The sequence below is a fragment of the Okeania sp. genome, from assembly GCF_035285525.1.
Lineage (GTDB): Bacteria > Cyanobacteriota > Cyanobacteriia > Cyanobacteriales > Microcoleaceae > Trichodesmium.
In genome coordinates this window covers 36,072-53,968 of sequence record NZ_JAYKGW010000017.1, presented here as the reverse complement: position 1 = coordinate 53,968, position 17,897 = coordinate 36,072, and the positions used below count along the sequence as shown (strand labels likewise).

Sequence of the window (17,897 nt, the reverse complement as noted above, 5' to 3'; positions counted from 1 at the left end):
CGGTTATGAATGGGGTGAGAGCTAGGGGAAAAAGAGGAGAGTACAGTACAGAGCGTATTAAATTTAACTCTAGAACTTAGATTTAACTTTTCGTTACATAGTTATAAATTTTCCCGCCTACCTACTTAGTTAGCTTAAAATGCTCAGGTTAAAAAGAAGTAATAAGTAATAAATAATACTAATTATCAAAAATATTGCTATACTTAGAAGCTGGGAAAATAACTTTTTTCATAGGCAAAATCACCAAATATAGCAAAGTTGATGGTAATTGGTATAAGAAGTAAAAAGGAAGAAGGTTTGAATTATCTAGAGGAAGTAGAAGGAAACAGTTTTGTGAAAAAAGAAATCATATCAAATCTTGTTTTCCAAACTAATTTTTAAATATTAACTAAATCTATTTAGGGTTTGCTTATGGAAAGTCTTTTTCTTGAGATAGGTAGTAGGGAAGTTGTATAAAACCTCCCTCCATAGTGATAATTTAGGGTAGTTATAGAGCGAGTAGTTAAAAAAATATTTCCTTAATTTTTATCTCCTAATTAGCCTAAAATTATCAATTCTTGAATCTGAATAGCCAAAAAAATTAACTTTTATGGTTACCAAAAAATCAGACCCTAAAAAGGCACTTACTTGCACCTATGAATACTTTTATATTTAATCAGTCAGTCCTATTTATATAAATAATTTAGAATATAAAAATAAAAGATGTATAAGAACTAGATTTCAGAAATTAATAATGAACAATTAATAATTAATAATTACCCCTTCTTCAAAGAAGGGGATTGACTAATTATGAAAATTTTTGATTTATCCCCTAGGATAAGGGAGACTTCCAGGCGTGAATTGTTGAATGAATAATTCTTCACGATCAACTCTTAATTATTAACTATTAACTATTAAGGTAATCTTACTAGATATAGAAATATTGTGATATAGTAGGGAAGAAATAAAAAGGAAGAAGGAAGAAAGCTTGAGTTAAGCGGATAGCCGAATTTCACAGTAAAACCAAAATTTAATTTGATACAAATTATGTTTGATGAACCATCTATAAATTCACAGTCAATATCAATACCTGATTTGTTACAGGTATCAGATGAAAATTTAACTAACAATCATTTCACTCAAGCTTCTCAAATTCCCACAACCAATAATCCAACTTTAGAATTTTCCGACTTAATAAGAGGTATTAACCAAGACACAGGAACCGGAATAACTATTGACAATCTAGGCAATATTTATATAACTGGCAGTACCAATTCTACAGATTTTCCTATTACCCCAAATGCTGTACAAAATAGCTTAGGTGGTAATAATGAATTGAGTCTTAGCGATGCTTTTGTGGCTAAATATTCTCCTGATGGAACTCTAATTTATGCCACATATATAGGTGGAAGTGGTGATGATCATGGTACAGATATTGCTGTAGATATAACCGGAAATATTTACGTTACTGGCAACACTAATTCCGTTGACTTTCCAACAGAAAATGCTCTGCAAAATACCTACGGTGGTGGTAACTTTTCTGGTGATGCTTTTGTAGTTAAACTATCTAATGATGGTAGTAAAATTCTTTATTCTACTTATTTAGGTGGGCAAGATAACGATTTTAGTAATGCTATTTCTGTAGATAATAATGGTAATGCTTTTATAACAGGAGACACTGGCGCAACACTCCGTTTTCCAATTCAACCTATTCCGGGAATTGGTGATTTTCCGACTACTGAAAATGCTCTACAAAATACCCTAGTTACTGAATTTAATCGAGATGCTTTTGTGAGTAAAATATCTGCCGATGGAAGTCAGTTAATTTACTCAACTTTATTTGGTGGAAATGACACAGAAATAAGTCAAGATATTACTGTAGATAATAATGGTAATGCTTATATTACTGGTGAAACTCGTTCCTTAGATTTTCCAACTTTAAATGCAGTACAAAATACTATCGGGGGAGACGCAGATGTATTTATTATTCAACTTAATAATAATGGTAGTGACTTAATTTTTTCCACTTATTATGGTGGAGTAGATGGAGACATTGGTAATGGTATTGCTGTAGATGATATTGGTAATATTTATGTAGCAGGAAATTCCAGTAGTCAAATTATTGGGGGAGATGCGGTAGTACCTCCAGTTGGTCAATTTCCTACATTTAATGCTATGCAAAATACTTTTGGTGGAGGCGAAAGTGATGGAATATTAATTAAAATTAATAGCGATCACAACCTTGACTATGCTACTTACTTAGGCACAAAAAACTTCGAGTCTATTGAGAGTATAGATATTGATGCTGAAGAAAATAGTTATATTATTAACAACAACAACTTTGCCAATACTGTTGTCAGTAAAATATCTAATGATGGTCAAACTGTAGAGTATTCTATTCCTTTCCGGATAAATGACAATATTGGGTTGTTTGGTAATGATATTGCAGTAGATGAAATTGGTAATGCTTATTTCATAGGTTTCACTATCCCTACTTTTCCATTAGCACCTTCTCTGGAACTTAGTCAAGTTGATAATGTGGATACAACAAATGACGTTTTTGTTGCTAAACTCGCTACTAATAACCCATCTCCAGTTATTCCGACTCCCAATATTTCTGAGAGTTTTGATGAAAATCTTTATCTAATAGAAAATCTTGATGTAGCTGCTGCCATAATAAACAATATATTAGAGAGTGGTTTTGAGCATTGGTTAGAATATGGATTTTTTGAAGGGCGATCACCTCAGTTTGCTTTTGATGAAGAATTTTATTTGAATAGTAATCCTGGTGTATTAGAAGCAGTGAACAATGGAACTTTTATTAATGGGTTAGAACATTATGTTAGGTTTGGAGAAGCAGAAGGGCGATCGCCTATTGGTTAGTTTGAGTTGGGTAGAATTAAAAAAATTAACTCCCCCGGCGGGAAGTCCCGCGCTCTTCCGGAGGAGAGCGTCGTATGGGAAAGCCTGGTTTTGTCTGTGTTGTTTGTCCTTGTTTTGATATAATAACTAATGTAGATATAAAGAGAGAATTATCGCGCGTAGACCCAAAAGGCACATCTCAATATTGTTGGCAATGCTTGAATAAAGTTTCTAAAAGCTTATCGGATCCCTGGCATTCATGTCCCAGATGTGGGCAAGAATTAGACAGAGATTATAAGTCTGCGCTCCTAATACAAAAGATAGGATTATTATCAACACAGGGGGAGGACATCACCTCTCTATGTCAAAACTGCGGTCAGAGCTGATCTGGCTCAAGCATCCCGCGCTCTCCCGTAGGGAGAGGGTCGGGAGTATGTCAATTATTGATTCTACCTATTTCCATGATGTATTTAGTATTATAATTGGCTTCATTTTTTATTACTTTAGATTTAGAATGGATTTTTAAACCACCGATTTTTTGTAGATGACTCAAATATATCATCCCCGTCAAAAGCAGCTTAAATCTTTAGTCGAAAAATTATCTATTTCTCAGCACAGTGGAATTAAATGGGATTTGCTAGACTTGGCATTAACCCACTCTACAGTTTCATCAATAAATAACTATGAAAAATTAGAATTTGTCGGAGATGCAGTAGTCCGACTGGTTGCTGCTGAATTACTCTTAGAACGTTATCCTCATTGCACTGTAGGAGAATTTGCTGCTATTCGTTCCATTTTAGTGAGCGATCGCTCTTTAGCACAGATCGCCAATCAATATGGATGGGGTCGCTATTTATTGGTATCCAAAAGTGCAGCAGGGGATAAAGCTGGTGAAGAGTCTCGAATAGCAGACTCTTTTGAAGCTGTTTTGGCTGCTCTTTATTTAAGTACCAATAATGTAGAATTAATCCGCCCCTGGTTAGATAATCATTTTGAAAAATTAATTGCAGAAGTTCGTAGCGATCCAGCTCGCCAAAATTATAAAGCTGCTCTGCAAGAATGGACTCAAGGTCGATATAAAACCTTACCACATTATCACGTTCAGGAAGCAAATAAAATTCATGGCGATCAGGGACGTTTCGTGGCAGAAGTTTGGTTTAAAGGGAAAAAACTTGGTATAGGTAAGGGACCGTCTATTAAAGCTGCAGAGCAAGCAGCAGCTAAATCTGCTTTAGATTTCTTACAGCAGTCAGGAACAGAGAATATAAAACCAGATCAGAAAACGAAAAAAGATTAAATAAAATATAGGGAGTAGGGAGTAGGGAGTAGGGCAAAGATTCGACATCTTAATTTTAATGTGATAGCCTGGAAACACCAGTTAATGGTAACTGATTATCAAAATTTGGCAAGTGAGAAACTAGCTAATATATTTAATAATTTATGAAAATAGGAATTGTGATATTTGGCGCAGGTCGTTGGGGAGTTAACTTAATTCGGAACTTTCTCAACCATCCTCAATCTCAAGTTATTGCTATCGTAGACCCTAACCCAGAAAAATTAAAAGAAATTCAAGAGCGGTTGCAACTAACTCCAGATATTGTCTTCAAAGAAAATTGGCAAGAAGCATTAGAGCTACCAGATATTGCAGCAGCAGCGATCGCCACTCCCGCTTCTACCCACTACGAAATTATTAGTGCTGCTCTGAAAAAAGGTTATCATGTCTTTTCCGAAAAACCTCTAACTTTGGAATATTCAGAGTCACTAGCACTATGTAAATTAGCCGAACAACAACAACGTCAACTTTTTGTCGATCACACTTATTTATTTAATTCCGTTGTCCAAGCTGGAAAAACCATAGTCACTGAAGGTAAGTTAGGAGAATTACGTTATGGCTATGCTACCCGGACTCATATTGAACCTGTCCGTGCAGATGTTGATGCACTCTGGGATTTAGCGATTCACGATATTTGTATTTTTAATAGTTTGCTAGAGGAAACACCCGTAGAAGTACAAGCGAATGGTATGGTTTGGCTTCCCCAACAACCACCACAGTCAGATTTAGTTACAGCTAAACTGATTTATTCTAGTGGTTTTCAAGCATTTTTACATTTGTGTTGGCTGAACCCTGATAAACAACGTCGTTTAGGAGTAGTCGGTAGTCAAGGAACATTAATTTTTGATGAAATGTCAGCCGAACAACCTTTAATTATTCACCATGGTCATTTAGAATATATGAGCGATCGCTGGAAAGCAGCAGATGTAAGTCGGGAAGTTGTGGCAGTCGAAAAAGCTGAACCTTTAGCTCAAGTGTGCAATGAATTTTTCAATTGTATCAGTCAGAATGCTATTTCAGAAATTTCTTCTGGTTGGGTTGGTGCTGAGTTAGTAGGAATACTATGTGCTTTGAATGATTCTCTTCAGCAAGGTGGAAAAACAATCAGATGTGATATCAACAGGACTTAGGCATGAACGCTATTGGTAGGGTGTGTTTTGCGTTCCGCAAAGCTCCGCTTTATATGTCGGCTCAAGCGCCGAAACGCTACGCGATATGTAAAGCGTATCTTGTAACTGAGCAATACTCCATATATATATAGTGCCTCCCGTGTAAATCCTGATCAAATCTACAGAAATTACATAAAGCCAAAACATTAAGTAGGAGGGAATCGCGACTCACCCCTACAGATGTTGTGTAATTTCATATTTTGCGTAAGTCCTAATTTGCTTACTTTGGAGAATAAAATTTTACTACAGGACTTACACCAAGAAACCCGGTTTTTCCTAGAAACCGGGTTTCTTGGTTCGGGGTCTTGACTCTGTAGGGACGTATCGCTGCGCGACATAGAAAGCGGAGCATTCCCTATACGAAAACGCATTTTTGTTATGCAACATCCCTACTGCCCCTACTTACAATTTAACTTTTGTGGAAACATACAATTTTTCCTCAGATGATTCAGATGATAATATTTCCTTAATTGGCATAGTAATATTAACTGTAGTTCCTTGATTTATGCCTTCACTATAAAGTCGAATATCACCTTTCATTATTTCCATCAACCTGCGAGAAATCGCTAATCCTAATCCATTACCACCAAATTTACGGGTTGTTGTACCATCTACCATAACAAAAGGTTGAAATAATTTATCCTGTTGTTCTAAATCAATACCAATACCTGTATCTTGAATTTTAACTAAAACTTCATTAATTCTCTGACCATGATCGCTCATTAAAAAATTATCAGAAATACTTAATTCATTATATTGGAGACTAATAGAAATATTAATACCCCCTTTTTCTGTAAACTTAATTGCATTACTAATAATATTTTCAAAGACCTGTTTTAACTTTTCTTCATCGGCGTTAACAATTATTATTTGTGGAAGAATATTTAGGTTGAACAGTAGAGATTTTTCTTGAAAATTATCTCTAAATGAATCCACAGTTTCTTTTAATAAATTGATAATATTAACATCCTGAACAGTAAGAGATAAAGTTCCAGAATCAAGTTTACGAATATCTAAAATATCATTAATAATTCCTAGTAAATGAATAGCTGAATTATTAGCTTGTTCTACATATTCTATTTCTTCTTCTCTACTATCACAAAAATCATCACGAACTAATTGAAGTGAACCAATAATTCCATTAAGTGGAGTTCTTAACTCATGGGAAATATTTGCTAAAAACTCACTTTTTAACTGATTAGCAACCTGAGCCTCTTTAGAAGTTACTTCTAGTTGATTAGCCCAATTTTTGAGCCTCCCCACCATTTTTTCTAATGAAATTGCTAGTTGATTAAACTCATTAATTTTTAAATTTCGAGGTACTTTATTAGGAGATTCTAAATTATTAACAGTAACCGCATAGTCTCGCAACTTCTCCAAAGGACGAGCTAAATCACGAGCCAAATAAATACTTGCTACAATACTAGCAACAACTAAAACAAAAACTAGAACAATTAGAACCTTTTGAACTTCTTTAAGACCAGATATGGCAAAATCTATAGGTGTAATTGCTAATACAATCCACTGACTATTATTATCTCTTTCTACAGGACTAGGAATAGCAACATACCCCGCTAAAAATTCATTATCTGCTGATAATTTAAGTCCTAACAACTCAGGTAATATCTTTTCTAGGTTATCAATAATTTCTCTCAAAGAATTTTTACTTCCATCATTCTCCCTATTTCTACTCACAATATCTGTTTCCTTAAAAGAAAATATGTGGGCAAAATCTTTTTGACCTTCCTGTGCATTTTTGATAATACTTTCTAACCTCTTTCCATCTGGTTGTTCAGAAATATTATGACCTAATGTACTAGGATATGGAGTAGCCAATATTGTACCTTTATTATCAATAATGACAGTTGAACCTGTTAGTGAACCTCTTCTTTTATCAGTTTGCATTGGTAAAGCTGACTTAATACTCAAAGCATATTGCAATTTTCTTTCGCCATTTTCAGTAACGTATATTGGAACAGTAAAACCTAAACTAACTTGTGTTTTTTCATTAACTTCCCCATCATTTAACTCACCTTTTGAGTTTAACTGTTCTGGCTTTATGCAGCTTATATAAATATTGTTATTTTCTCCAACAACTTGTTTCTGCTGTTGAGGCCATATATTTTCTGGTAAAGAATGTATTAATTTAGAATTACAACTATTTGCGACAATTTGTTTAGTTTGTAAATTACTCAGTTGAACACAACTTACCTGTCTGGGTAACATTTTGTGTAACTGTTCAACATAATTTTGATAATCTTCAGTTTTGCTAGATTCAAATATATAGCTTTGACTGGCACTAATTAAATTCGATTCCAAGGCTTTTGCCCATTGTTGAATATCTTCAGCTTTTCTGTCTGCGCTTTCTTTCAAGTTTTGACGAGCAGTATCTAAAAGAGTAGAACGTGCTTGCCTATAAATTAGATATTGACCCAATATTAATACTGGTAAAGTAAGTACCAATATCCGTGATAGTAGAAACTTGCGAAAAGAGGATTGAACTTGTATAGTCATCGAATTTTTTACCGACAATTTTAGTTTATAGTAATGTTCTAGAAGAACAGCTTTTTATTTATTATTAAAAGAAAAAGAATTTGATAAATAATTATGTTTGTCGAACTTAAGAAAAAAATATTAATAAACAACTAGGGATAAATTGTTCTATTTACTCATTATTCTATGGTATACCTTAACTGATGTTCCTAACTAAAAAAATTCCAACTACTAACCTCGACTAACCTCGAAAAACTATAATGTTTTACTTTATAAAACAAATAATAGTTTGATTCCATAATCTATACTTCAAATTGATAGTTGTTTGATCCCAAACTAAATAAGGATTGCTATAGCTTTAAACCTACTTTTGAGCTTGTATACATATTTTTAATTTTTAATTTTTAATAGTAATTAAGGTTTTAGGGTTTTTCGCTTCAGAAAAAGTGCCAATTTTTAGTTAACTCAGGTTGTTCAAGTTAGTATTTTGGGGTAACTATGGCATAAAAATCAATTCTACCATTATGAACGACCACCTTCTCTTTAACGAAGTCAGAAGTTGTTTTTGTAACGGGGATGAGAGCAACGCTCCAAAAACATTTCACCTGAAAAAGCGGGGTTTTAGACCCTATTCTTTTTATAACTCCCATTATTCTTTACTCTGTATAAAATTTTGTATCTAACGTCCCCACTCCCCCACTCCCCTGCTCCCCTGCTCCTTAAAAAAGACTTCCATCAACAAACTTTAAGTAGTTCAAAATTCTTATCTTTTAATGTAATTTTCCACATTAATTCCACAGCATTTCCACAAACAAGTTTAATATTTTCCACAAATTAAACAGGGTTTTCCACAGAGTTCAACGACATTATAATCTTCTTATATAAGTAGTCGTGCTTTTAGGAATTTCTTAGTTGAGAGAGGGAACACTTAACTGAGAACAGGGAACAAGAAGAAAGAATTGATAATTTATGGATAAGATTGGAGATGTCTAATAGTAATTTGCAATTAATTTTGCTTATGGACTTATACAATTAATGTTGCTTAAGAACTTATGAATTGGGGATTTTGTTCAGTTATAGGTAGATTTCTTAAGTTAGGCCATGATTATCAAGTTATGTAACAAAACCGGCTCTGAAACACTGATGATTTCGTAAATCTTTGATTAATTGAAAATAGGTTGTAATATTTCTCAACATTGACAAACCCACCCCTTCTTAATGCACAATGGTGCGACATTGGTAGTTCCAAGTTATCGGTTAATGGCCATAACTAGGGACTATAAAAAAGAAAAAATATTATTTATTAAAGAAACTAATTTAAAAGATGAATGTAACTGTTAGTATTCTGGCCGAAATTCCTGAAGCATTGCACGAATCCCTTAAAATATACTTAGAAACCCATCCCGACTGGGATCAAGACCGTGTATTTTCGGCAGCTTTGTCACTATTTTTATTACAAAATGGAGATAGCGGTACACCAGAGACATCCCCTTATTATCGTCAAGCTGCTAGAGTTTATCTAGAAACCCTTTTCCAGCATCATGCTTAGTTCAGTGATCAGTTATGGCACTACTTGAATCGGGAACAGGTATGGAGGAAACAGGAAACTATAACAGGGTTTCAGGATTTAGAAATGTCCGCGTCCTTTACTTCAAATGCTATATCAGTTGTCAGAAGTTTGATTCTTGCTATGACTAAATTTAAGAGTCTAAATGTCCTAATGTTGTAAAAAAAATACAGTGGGCAAAAGAAGTCCACTGTTATAAATATTGCTTAGTATCCTATTCAGTTATCAGTTGTCAGAAGTTTAATTCTTGCTATGACCTAGTGTCAGAAGTTTTATTGTGGCTAAGATAGTGATAAAATCAAGTCATAAGATTATTTGACGAAACGAGAATCTGACGCTAACTTTAATCAGGACTTAGGCACGCGCAACCCATTTCTGTCATTTCCAGCGACAGCGTTTCGCTCCGCGACATGAATGAGTCCTATGACCTCAGGAAAGCAATCTCAAATGACCAAAACTCGTTCCCAATGCGTAAGTCCTGTTTAATAACAAATATCACGCGGGATTATATCACAGTTTTCATCTAAAAAATCTCAAATATTAGTAAAAGTTTACAATTTTAACTCATATTTAAACTGAATATTTTAACTTAAGAAAAAATGACAGAAGTATTAGATGTCTTAGTCGTGGGTGCAGGTATTAGTGGGTTGAGTTTAGCCCATAAACTCACAAAATTAAGTAACAATTCACCTTTAAAAATTTTAGTTGCTGAAAGCCAAAATCGAGTAGGCGGTAATATCACAACAGTTTCTCAAGGAGAATTTCTTTGGGAAGAAGGTCCAAATAGTTTTTCTCCTACACCTGAACTCTTAAAGTTAGCTGTAGACGTTGGCCTCAAACAAGATTTAATTTTTGCAGACCGTAAACTACCACGCTATGTTTATTGGAATGGACAATTATTACCAGTGCCAATGAGTCCACAGGCTATGTTACAGTCTAAACTACTGAGCGATGCTGGAAAATTACGGGCCTTAGTTGGTGCTTTAGGTTTTGTGTCACCTGCTATGGGTACTCATCTGTCTCAGCAAGGAAACGAAGAAACTGTATCCCAATTTTTCCGAAGGCATCTTGGTTTTGAGGTAATGGAGCGGTTGGTAGAACCTTTTGTCTCTGGTGTTTATGCTGGAGACCCTAGTCAACTTAGTGCTGCTGCTGCTTTTTCTAAGGTGGCTCAAATAGCTGATATTGGTGGTGGACTTTTAGCTGGTGGTATTTTGTCTGCTCAAAGAAAATCTCAGTCAAAGGTAGCTGCCGATCCTAATATTCCTAAGACTAAACCTGGGGAGTTGGGTTCTTTTCGAGGTGGTTTAGAAGCATTACCAAAGGCGATCGCTACTTATTTAGGAGAAGCAGTTAAACTAAATTGGCATCTTACCAGTATTCGTCGGACAGAAAAACAAACTTATATAGCAGAGTTTTCTACCCCTAATGGTTCGGAGCGAGTAGAAACTCGTACTATTGCCCTGTCTACTCCTGCTTATGCTTGTGCAGAATTATTGAAACCTTTATTGTCCGAAGTTGCTTCTACATTTAATAAATTTTACTATCCTACCGTTGCTTGTGTAGTCCTAGCATATCCTATCTCTTCTGTCAAGGCAAAAATAGATGGTTTTGGTAATCTTATTCCTAGAGGTCAAGGTATTCGGACTCTTGGTACTATTTGGTCTTCTGCTTTATTTTCTGGTAGAACACCTCCAGGATGGCAAGTGTTTACTAATTTTATTGGGGGTGCAACAGATCCAGAAATTTCTCAGTTAGATGGTGAAGCGATCGTGGCACAGGTTCATCAAGATATTAGCCAAACTTTATTGCAGCAGGATGCTGAACAACCAAAAGTTCTGGCAGTAAATATATGGTCTCGTGCTATTCCTCAGTATAATTTAGGTCATAATTCTCGGTTGGCTCAAATTAATCATGGTTTAAAATCTTGGCCTGGTATTTATTTGTGTAGCAATTATATTGGTGGTATAGCTTTAGGAGATTGTGTTCGTCATGGTACGGAAATAGCCACTAAAATTTATCAAAGTTTGGAAAATATATAACTGATAACTGATAACTGATAAATGATGTACACGGTCATTTCAGTTATCAGTTATCAGTAGAGAGTGAATCTCCGACTAAAGTCGGAGGCTTGAAATACTGAGTTAAATATTTTTTCATCCCCTTAAAAGGCTATCCATTACCCACATAATTATTTACAATCTTGAAAGCCTTATTAGTTAGGATATGCTAAAAAAAGAATGAAAGCGCTATTTAACAAAGGTTTCAGCAAGTTTAGGTCGGGAAAAAGTACGAGCTTTTAGGTCTTGAAAGCTAAAAAGTTTAGTATTTTTGGCTAATTATGACAGAAAATCAAGAGATAATTCTTCCTCCTACCTCTTCTGTAATGACCATTCCTTCTGGATTCACCGATTCTCGATTCTGGCTCCTTCCCCCTATTATAAAGACTTTTTCAGCAAACCCTAGTTAATGGTTTCAAGATTTCAAAACAACAGATGACTTGACTTTTTCCAGGATATATGCTATTTTAGTGATGACTTAATTTCGGACCTTCCTAATTCTTAATCCCTGCTCTTTGAGAAATCTTAAGAAAGATGTGGGTAAAGCATAGGTTAAAAGAGGAGGCTTTATACCTCTTTTTTTTGGTATAGCAATGTGCGCACTTAATATTTACACATCACAGGAACTGTCCAATAGCTAAAAGTCTTATGTTATAAGCAACTTATTCCTTCTGTTCCCACCTTCTGTGTTCCCTTTTCCCTGGGCACAGAGCTATAAATGGTGGAAATATGGAATCCGCTGTAAGATGAAACAATGCAGCAGGGACGCCCTTAGGCAACGTCCCTACAATATTTTAGTTATGGCAATCTGGTTCATCTTGACTCTTCACTACTCCCTACTCCCTGTCAAGCAAAAAATTTATTCAGCAAAGCATATTTATTACAATGAACTAGAATCAAGACTTTGAGCTTCTTCATCTGTTTGAGGTAAATGTAGTCCACACTCTTGCTTAAGACCATGAAAACGGGTATCACGTTCATCTGTATCATTAGCAGTCAGAGGCCGACTAGAATGCCAATCTCCCACAGTAGTATATCCCAAATCAAAAAATGGATGATAAGGTAAATCGTAAGCAGTCAAATATTGATAAATATCCCGCGGATTCCAACTAAGTATAGGTAAAATTTTATATACATCCGACTGTTTACTAATACGAGCCAAACCTTGACGATACTTGGTTTGGTCTCCTCTCAACCCAGCTAACCAACCAGTTGCCCCAAGCTCTCTCAATGCCCGCTGCATAGGTTCTACCTTGCGTATTTGGTCATATCTGTTAAGAGCATCAACATCTTTTTCCTCCCAAAGTTTCCCATACAAAGCTTCCATTCGAGCTGGACTAATAGGGGACTGATATACTTGAAGATTAAGTTTAAGTCTTTCCGTCAACTCTTCTGCAAATTTATAAGTTTCGGCTGGTAAATATCCTGTATCAATCCAGATAATAGGAATATTAGGTACAACACTTGTAACTAGATGTAACATTACAGCAGCCTGGATACCAAAACTGGTACTCATAACTAAGCCTTTCCCAAAAGTTTCATATCCCCACTTCACTAAAGTATGAGCATCCACTTGACCAAGTTCCTCATTAAGGACTCCAAGATCCAGTTCTGGTAGATATGCGTAATTCTGTTGATAGTATTTTCCGTTTGTTTTGAGTGTGATTAAACTCTGTTGTAACATAGTTATGACCAATAAAAATGTAGGTACAAGGAATTATGATTTATCATACGTTATTAATAACCTTCTTTCTAATTAGAGATAGTTTACTTTTTAGTAAAAGTATAGTCAAATTATAGATAGACTTGATTTAATTTTAGAAATTCCCTTCAGTTTTACTTTGAGAGATTAATTCTCCTGGGGTGAACTACGAACCTCTCTATTCCATAGCGGTTAAACGCATTTGGGAATGCTTTTCGCAAAATGTTGTCAGAACCATTCACATCAGATTGACAAATAATTCCTTCATCAGTTCGATATAAACCTCACTTAATTCTTTTTCCTGAAAATTGGGGTTTTTTCACTTGTTTTTCCATAGACTGGGATCGGAGCTTCATTCAAAAAATTAGCAGCAGAGGTATAGGATTCTTCTTGAAGAATCTTGATTCCAACTAACTGACATTTATAAGTTATCATGTCAATCAATCTGGAGTGGGGAATGGTCACAAATGAGTGATTATTAACTTTCCCTAAGTTTACCCCTTGTTTCCATCCCTGATTTTTGCCAATCACTAAAATCATTATTTCAAGTTCTACTAACAGATTCACTCTTATGACAGCTCGCGCGATGAAGATAATTATGTATTTTATGTAAGCGACATCGGGTTAATGTACTAATTCGCCTTGAACTTTTTAAGTTCGCATATAGCAAAGATTTTAACTGAGCTAGACGTTTGTTGTAAAATTTATTTATGCTTTTTAAGGGTCTGCCATTAATCAACAAAGGAATAAAATCCGGTTGATTTGAAGTTACAGCCATCAAATTATCTACACCTAGATCTTTTCAGTTGGAGTTAATAACTGTTCAGATTTTTCATAAATCACCTCAATTAGATAAAAATCATATTTAGGAACTATCCTCACTTCTACAATAGCAGAAGCAACTTGAGTTGGGAACTCAATTGGCTGGCGTCCCTGAAAGTTTAATTCTTCCTCTTCTAAGAGCTACTTTACTAATACTGTTTTTATCTAGGGTTTGCTTATGGAAGTCTTTTGTTAAGCCAGGGAGTAGGGAGTAGTGAGTAAGTAGTGAGTAAACCCACCCCTAACCCCTCCGATGGAGGGGAAGTTAATAGGAAATAGTGAGATGAGAAAATATTCCCATAATTTGGCTGCCATAGTTAGCCTAAAACCTACATTCCCCACAACAAAATATATTATTAATTGATAGGGAGTAGGGAGTAGGGAGTAAACCCACCCCTAACCCCTCCGATGGAGGATAAGTTAAGAGGAATCAGGAGTTTTAGAGGATGTACTTGTAAAAATTATGCTTTGCCAACTCTGTCTTTATCTTATTCAAATACTCACTTTTTCAATACCTAAAAAGCCTAAAAGCTTTATCTGTGAAAGCTTTGATATTTCCATACGCCAGCCCTAATTAACCAACCCTAATCAGCCAACCCTATCTATAGATTACTTCGTATCACAAAAAGCTTTTTTTGTCAGGACTGACGCCAAGCTACTATATGCGGAGTTTAAAAACTATAACGTTATAGTTTTTGACGCTATATATATATGTGGTCTGTGCGTAAGTTCTGTTTGTGTTATTATAATACAATAAAAAGACCAGTTCAGAAAAACTGGCCTAGTTTCTAAGTATGTTCCGTTGTTATATCTGTGAGATAAACCTCTAGCTACGCATTCCCAAGTTCGCAGCGTCCAGCGGGTTATAAGTCTCACTTTGCTGTTATGTACTCATTGTAACAAACTATTGAGAAATCTATACAAAAAAAATTTAAAAATCAAGAGGAGTTGACATTTGTTTGATGTGGACTTCCGCACTTTTTGGCTTACCCCACAAAACTTGCTCCTGTCTATAAACAACCATACCAGGTTTTGCCCCCTTAGGTTTATAAACAAACTTAGGTTTAGTATAAATCACCGGAACAACTTCACTTTGACGGGCGCGACTATAAAAGGCACTCATGTCGGCAACAAACTGGAGGTCAACTTCATCTGGCATTGTACCAGCGTCCAGTCGTAATAAAACATGACTGCCAGGAATTTCTTGAGAATGAAACCAAATATCATAATCTCCTGCGACTCGAAAAGTCAATAGGTCATTTTGACGGTTATTACGACCTACTAATAATTCCAACCCTCCAGGAGTTTTGTAGCGATAAAATTCTGTATCTTTTCTATTATCTTGATGATGATGTTCTGGGGCATTAAGATAACCCTGTTGAATCAACTCATCCCGAATCTCCACTAAAGTCTCTAAATCTTCTGGACTTCGGTAACTATCTAGCTGAGACAAAAAAGCTTCTACTTGTTCCAGATAGTCAATTTCAGCTTGAACTTCTGCTAAAAGTGGCTCAACTGCTGTACGCGCTCTTTTTAACTTTTGGTGTTTTTTGTAGAGACTTTGAGCATTCTGGACAGCATTTTTTTCTGGGTCTAATTTGATGACCATAGTTTTTCCCGTCTCAAAGTCTGGAAGGGAGATATTTTTCATCCCTGGTTGCCATTCCTGAAGATTGGCCATAAGTAAATCAGCTTGCGATCGCAATAATTCTGCCCCATCGGACTGATTTAAACGTTCGGTAAAAGTATTGGCCTTTAGTTGTAACTTGGCTGTAATACTATGAAGTTTTTGACTAATTTGATGATGAAGTTGACCAAACTCCTGCTGATTAAGATGTTGAGTATAATAGCTGTTTAGTAATTCACCGACTGTATTAACAGATTCTGTTGCTCCCCAACCTGTTACACTGTAGCCTATAGATGTCCAACTAGAGGAAAAATCTAATTTTTCCAACATCAAGAGCCATTTTTGCCAAAGTCGAAATAAATTTTCCCATTCGGAAGTAGTCAAGTCATCTGTAGATTTTTGTGGGTCTAAACCAGCCGTTTCAATCATGGGTTTGACCAATGCTTGACTAAGACCACGATAATTTTTGATTAAATTTCGCCATAGCAGACCAGGAATTAAACTTATTCTTTCTTGCCACTGTTGTTGAGTTTCTTGCAAACTAGGAATAGAGTTAGTCAGAGAGGGTGGTAGTTCGTAGGGTTGACCAGTTTGAATTTGACGGACACTAGACTGTTGACTATTAATTTGATGGGCACAGGTAACAACTAAATTATTGGCAGTAGTTAGAATAACATTACTATATTTAGTCATAACTTCTACATAAAGATGCCATAAGGGAGGTTCTCCAGGACGTTTAGCAAATTGAAAATCCAAAACTCTCTCCCAGGGAGAAACTTCATTAATAGATATTAAAGCTAATCCAGCTAACTGATGTTTGAGTTGTTGACTAAAAGTAAATGTATCAGGGATGCGAGGAGGGGGTTTACTGATACAAACCCGAGCTGCTTGAGGATGCCAAGAAATATCTAGCCAACCTCTTTTTTTAATAGTTCGGAGGGCTAGAGAAATGGTAAAGCGATCGCGCTGGTATACTTGTTCTAATCTAGCTGGTAGCCATTGAGATTGAAGTTCAGAACAAGAAGCTATGAGAGTTGTATAATCAACAGGTTGCACAGTTAGTTCAAGAATTAATAATTAATAATTAATAATTAATAATTACCTCTTTTTTGTAAGAAGAGGATTAGCTAAAAGGAATTTTTTTCTTTTCTATCAAGTCCAGTAGCATTGGTATAATTCAGTATTGAGGAATAATTTATTGATATTCTAGATTAAAATAGTCTTGTCTCCCCAATGAGGATAGGAATTATATTACTCCGAAGTCAACAGATTTGATATTATTGGTCGATTAGATATGACATTTCGCCAGTCGCCAAAATTAATGGAGAGGTTTTATACCTGATATTTTTTGGTAAGAATCAAAATTTCTAAATTAAATTTCCAAAATTATCTAAACCTGAATCTGATTATTCAATTTATCAAAAATTGAAATATAATGATGAGTTGTATCTATTTTTAAACTTGACAATATATATCCATTACTTTTATATAAACTATTTGATATCTTTGGCAAGATTAAAATTTTTTCTATAAGTCAGGTAGAATATCCGTGGTTAAGTAAACTTAAAGGATTTTCAGATAAACTTTATAGATAAAAAGATTTAAAAAGGCTATACAAATTGCTATATTCCCTATATTCCATCTCTTTTTTATGAAAATTTAATTTATCCAAATCAAGATTTAGATATATTCTTTTATTGTAGAAAACTTTGTACTTATTATCTACTTGTACAGGTTGATTATATTTAATTAGGGGTTGCTGAAAAAAAAAGCATGAAAGCACTACTGCATAAAGGTTTCAGTCTTTTTTTGCCTACAAAAATTACCAGCTTTTAGGTCTTGAAAGCTAAAAAGTCTAGTATTTTTGGCTAATTGTGACAGAAAATCCAGGGATAATTTTTCCTCCTACCTCTTCTGTAATTCCCATTCCTCCTGGATGCTGGATTCACCGATTCTGAGTCCTCCCCCTGCCAAAATACTTTTTCAGCAAACCCTAATTATAATATGTGATGAATATTCAATTAATTAATATTGGTTTTGGTAATATAGTTTCTGCTAATCGAGTTGTAGCAATTGTTAGTCCAGAATCAGCTCCTATTAAGCGACTCATTAATGATGGCAAAGAAAAAGGCCAATTAATTGATGCTACTTATGGTCGGCGTACCAGATCTGTAATTATAACAGATTCTAATCATATTATTCTTTCTGCTATTCAACCTGAAACTGTAGCGCAAAGATTTTTATTTAATCAAAAAGATGACTGAAATATTTAGGGTTTGCTTA

General features: G+C 35.0%; 12 protein-coding genes. 7 read left to right on the top strand and 5 right to left on the bottom strand.

Annotation, left to right across the window (positions count from 1 at the left end; translation table 11 throughout):
* Positions 1 to 1,026: 1,026 nt before the first annotated feature.
* The 4 genes from VKJ25_RS01695 (at position 1,027) to VKJ25_RS01680 (ending at position 5,304) form a co-directional block, all read left to right on the top strand.
* Positions 1,027 to 2,862 (top strand): SBBP repeat-containing protein, encoded by a 1,836-nt coding sequence (locus VKJ25_RS01695; RefSeq protein WP_324234893.1) that lies wholly within the window; start codon positions 1,027 to 1,029, stop codon positions 2,860 to 2,862.
* A gap of 74 nt (positions 2,863 to 2,936) precedes the next feature.
* Positions 2,937 to 3,227, top strand: a complete 291-nt coding sequence (locus VKJ25_RS01690) for a zinc ribbon domain-containing protein (protein ID WP_324234892.1) — start codon at positions 2,937 to 2,939, stop codon at positions 3,225 to 3,227.
* 158 nt (positions 3,228 to 3,385) lie between these two features.
* On the top strand, positions 3,386 to 4,138 hold the full coding sequence (rnc, locus tag VKJ25_RS01685) for a ribonuclease III (RefSeq protein ID WP_324234891.1): 753 nt from the start codon (positions 3,386 to 3,388) through the stop codon (positions 4,136 to 4,138).
* Positions 4,139 to 4,281: 143 nt separating this feature from the next.
* Positions 4,282 to 5,304 (top strand): Gfo/Idh/MocA family protein, encoded by a 1,023-nt coding sequence (locus VKJ25_RS01680; protein WP_324234890.1) that lies wholly within the window; start codon positions 4,282 to 4,284, stop codon positions 5,302 to 5,304.
* A gap of 441 nt (positions 5,305 to 5,745) precedes the next feature.
* On the opposite strand, the gene VKJ25_RS01675 is transcribed toward VKJ25_RS01680, so the two are convergent.
* Positions 5,746 to 7,857 carry a sensor histidine kinase gene (locus VKJ25_RS01675; RefSeq protein ID WP_324234889.1) on the bottom strand — a complete coding sequence of 704 codons (2,112 nt, stop codon included), beginning with the start codon at positions 7,855 to 7,857 and terminating at the stop codon, positions 5,746 to 5,748.
* 1,303 nt (positions 7,858 to 9,160) lie between these two features.
* Here VKJ25_RS01675 and VKJ25_RS01670 point away from each other — a divergent pair.
* Positions 9,161 to 9,385 (top strand): DUF2811 domain-containing protein, encoded by a 225-nt coding sequence (locus VKJ25_RS01670; protein WP_324234888.1) that lies wholly within the window; start codon positions 9,161 to 9,163, stop codon positions 9,383 to 9,385.
* A 617-nt stretch (positions 9,386 to 10,002) separates the two neighbouring features.
* Positions 10,003 to 11,445, top strand: coding sequence for a protoporphyrinogen oxidase (gene hemG, locus VKJ25_RS01665; RefSeq protein ID WP_324234887.1), 1,443 nt, complete (start codon positions 10,003 to 10,005; stop codon positions 11,443 to 11,445).
* 898 nt (positions 11,446 to 12,343) lie between these two features.
* Here the strand turns inward: hemG and cysH are convergent.
* The 4 genes from cysH to VKJ25_RS01650 form a co-directional block, all read right to left on the bottom strand.
* Positions 12,344 to 13,147, bottom strand: a complete 804-nt coding sequence (gene cysH / locus VKJ25_RS01660; RefSeq protein WP_324234886.1) for a phosphoadenosine phosphosulfate reductase — start codon at positions 13,145 to 13,147, stop codon at positions 12,344 to 12,346.
* 306 nt (positions 13,148 to 13,453) lie between these two features.
* Entirely contained in the window at positions 13,454 to 13,705 is a 252-nt protein-coding gene (locus tag VKJ25_RS01655) for an IS200/IS605 family accessory protein TnpB-related protein (protein ID WP_375340292.1), read from the bottom strand.
* 4 nt (positions 13,706 to 13,709) lie between these two features.
* A complete protein-coding gene (locus tag VKJ25_RS24420; RefSeq protein ID WP_375340291.1) occupies positions 13,710 to 13,943 on the bottom strand; it encodes a hypothetical protein in 234 nt (77 codons plus the stop codon).
* Positions 13,944 to 14,918: 975 nt separating this feature from the next.
* Positions 14,919 to 16,670, bottom strand: coding sequence for an Rqc2 family fibronectin-binding protein (locus VKJ25_RS01650; protein ID WP_324234884.1), 1,752 nt, complete (start codon positions 16,668 to 16,670; stop codon positions 14,919 to 14,921).
* Positions 16,671 to 17,623: 953 nt separating this feature from the next.
* On the opposite strand from VKJ25_RS01650, the gene remA reads away from it, so the two are divergent.
* Entirely contained in the window at positions 17,624 to 17,878 is a 255-nt protein-coding gene (gene remA, locus VKJ25_RS01645) for an extracellular matrix/biofilm regulator RemA (protein WP_324234883.1), read from the top strand.
* Positions 17,879 to 17,897: the final 19 nt, after the last annotated feature.

What these genes read in the sequence shown, in the direction of transcription:
- VKJ25_RS01695 (WP_324234893.1), top strand. Translation starts at nt 1,027, where the DNA reads ATGTTTGATGAACCATCTATAAATTCACAGTCAATATCAATACCTGAT.
- VKJ25_RS24420 (WP_375340291.1), bottom strand. Translation starts at nt 13,943, where the DNA reads ATGGCTGTAACTTCAAATCAACCGGATTTTATTCCTTTGTTGATTAAT.
- hemG (WP_324234887.1), top strand. Translation starts at nt 10,003, where the DNA reads ATGACAGAAGTATTAGATGTCTTAGTCGTGGGTGCAGGTATTAGTGGG.
- VKJ25_RS01680 (WP_324234890.1), top strand. Translation starts at nt 4,282, where the DNA reads ATGAAAATAGGAATTGTGATATTTGGCGCAGGTCGTTGGGGAGTTAAC.
- VKJ25_RS01670 (WP_324234888.1), top strand. Translation starts at nt 9,161, where the DNA reads ATGAATGTAACTGTTAGTATTCTGGCCGAAATTCCTGAAGCATTGCAC.
- rnc (WP_324234891.1), top strand. Translation starts at nt 3,386, where the DNA reads ATGACTCAAATATATCATCCCCGTCAAAAGCAGCTTAAATCTTTAGTC.
- VKJ25_RS01675 (WP_324234889.1), bottom strand. Translation starts at nt 7,857, where the DNA reads ATGACTATACAAGTTCAATCCTCTTTTCGCAAGTTTCTACTATCACGG.
- VKJ25_RS01655 (WP_375340292.1), bottom strand. Translation starts at nt 13,705, where the DNA reads ATGATTTTAGTGATTGGCAAAAATCAGGGATGGAAACAAGGGGTAAAC.
- cysH (WP_324234886.1), bottom strand. Translation starts at nt 13,147, where the DNA reads ATGTTACAACAGAGTTTAATCACACTCAAAACAAACGGAAAATACTAT.
- remA (WP_324234883.1), top strand. Translation starts at nt 17,624, where the DNA reads ATGAATATTCAATTAATTAATATTGGTTTTGGTAATATAGTTTCTGCT.
- VKJ25_RS01690 (WP_324234892.1), top strand. Translation starts at nt 2,937, where the DNA reads ATGGGAAAGCCTGGTTTTGTCTGTGTTGTTTGTCCTTGTTTTGATATA.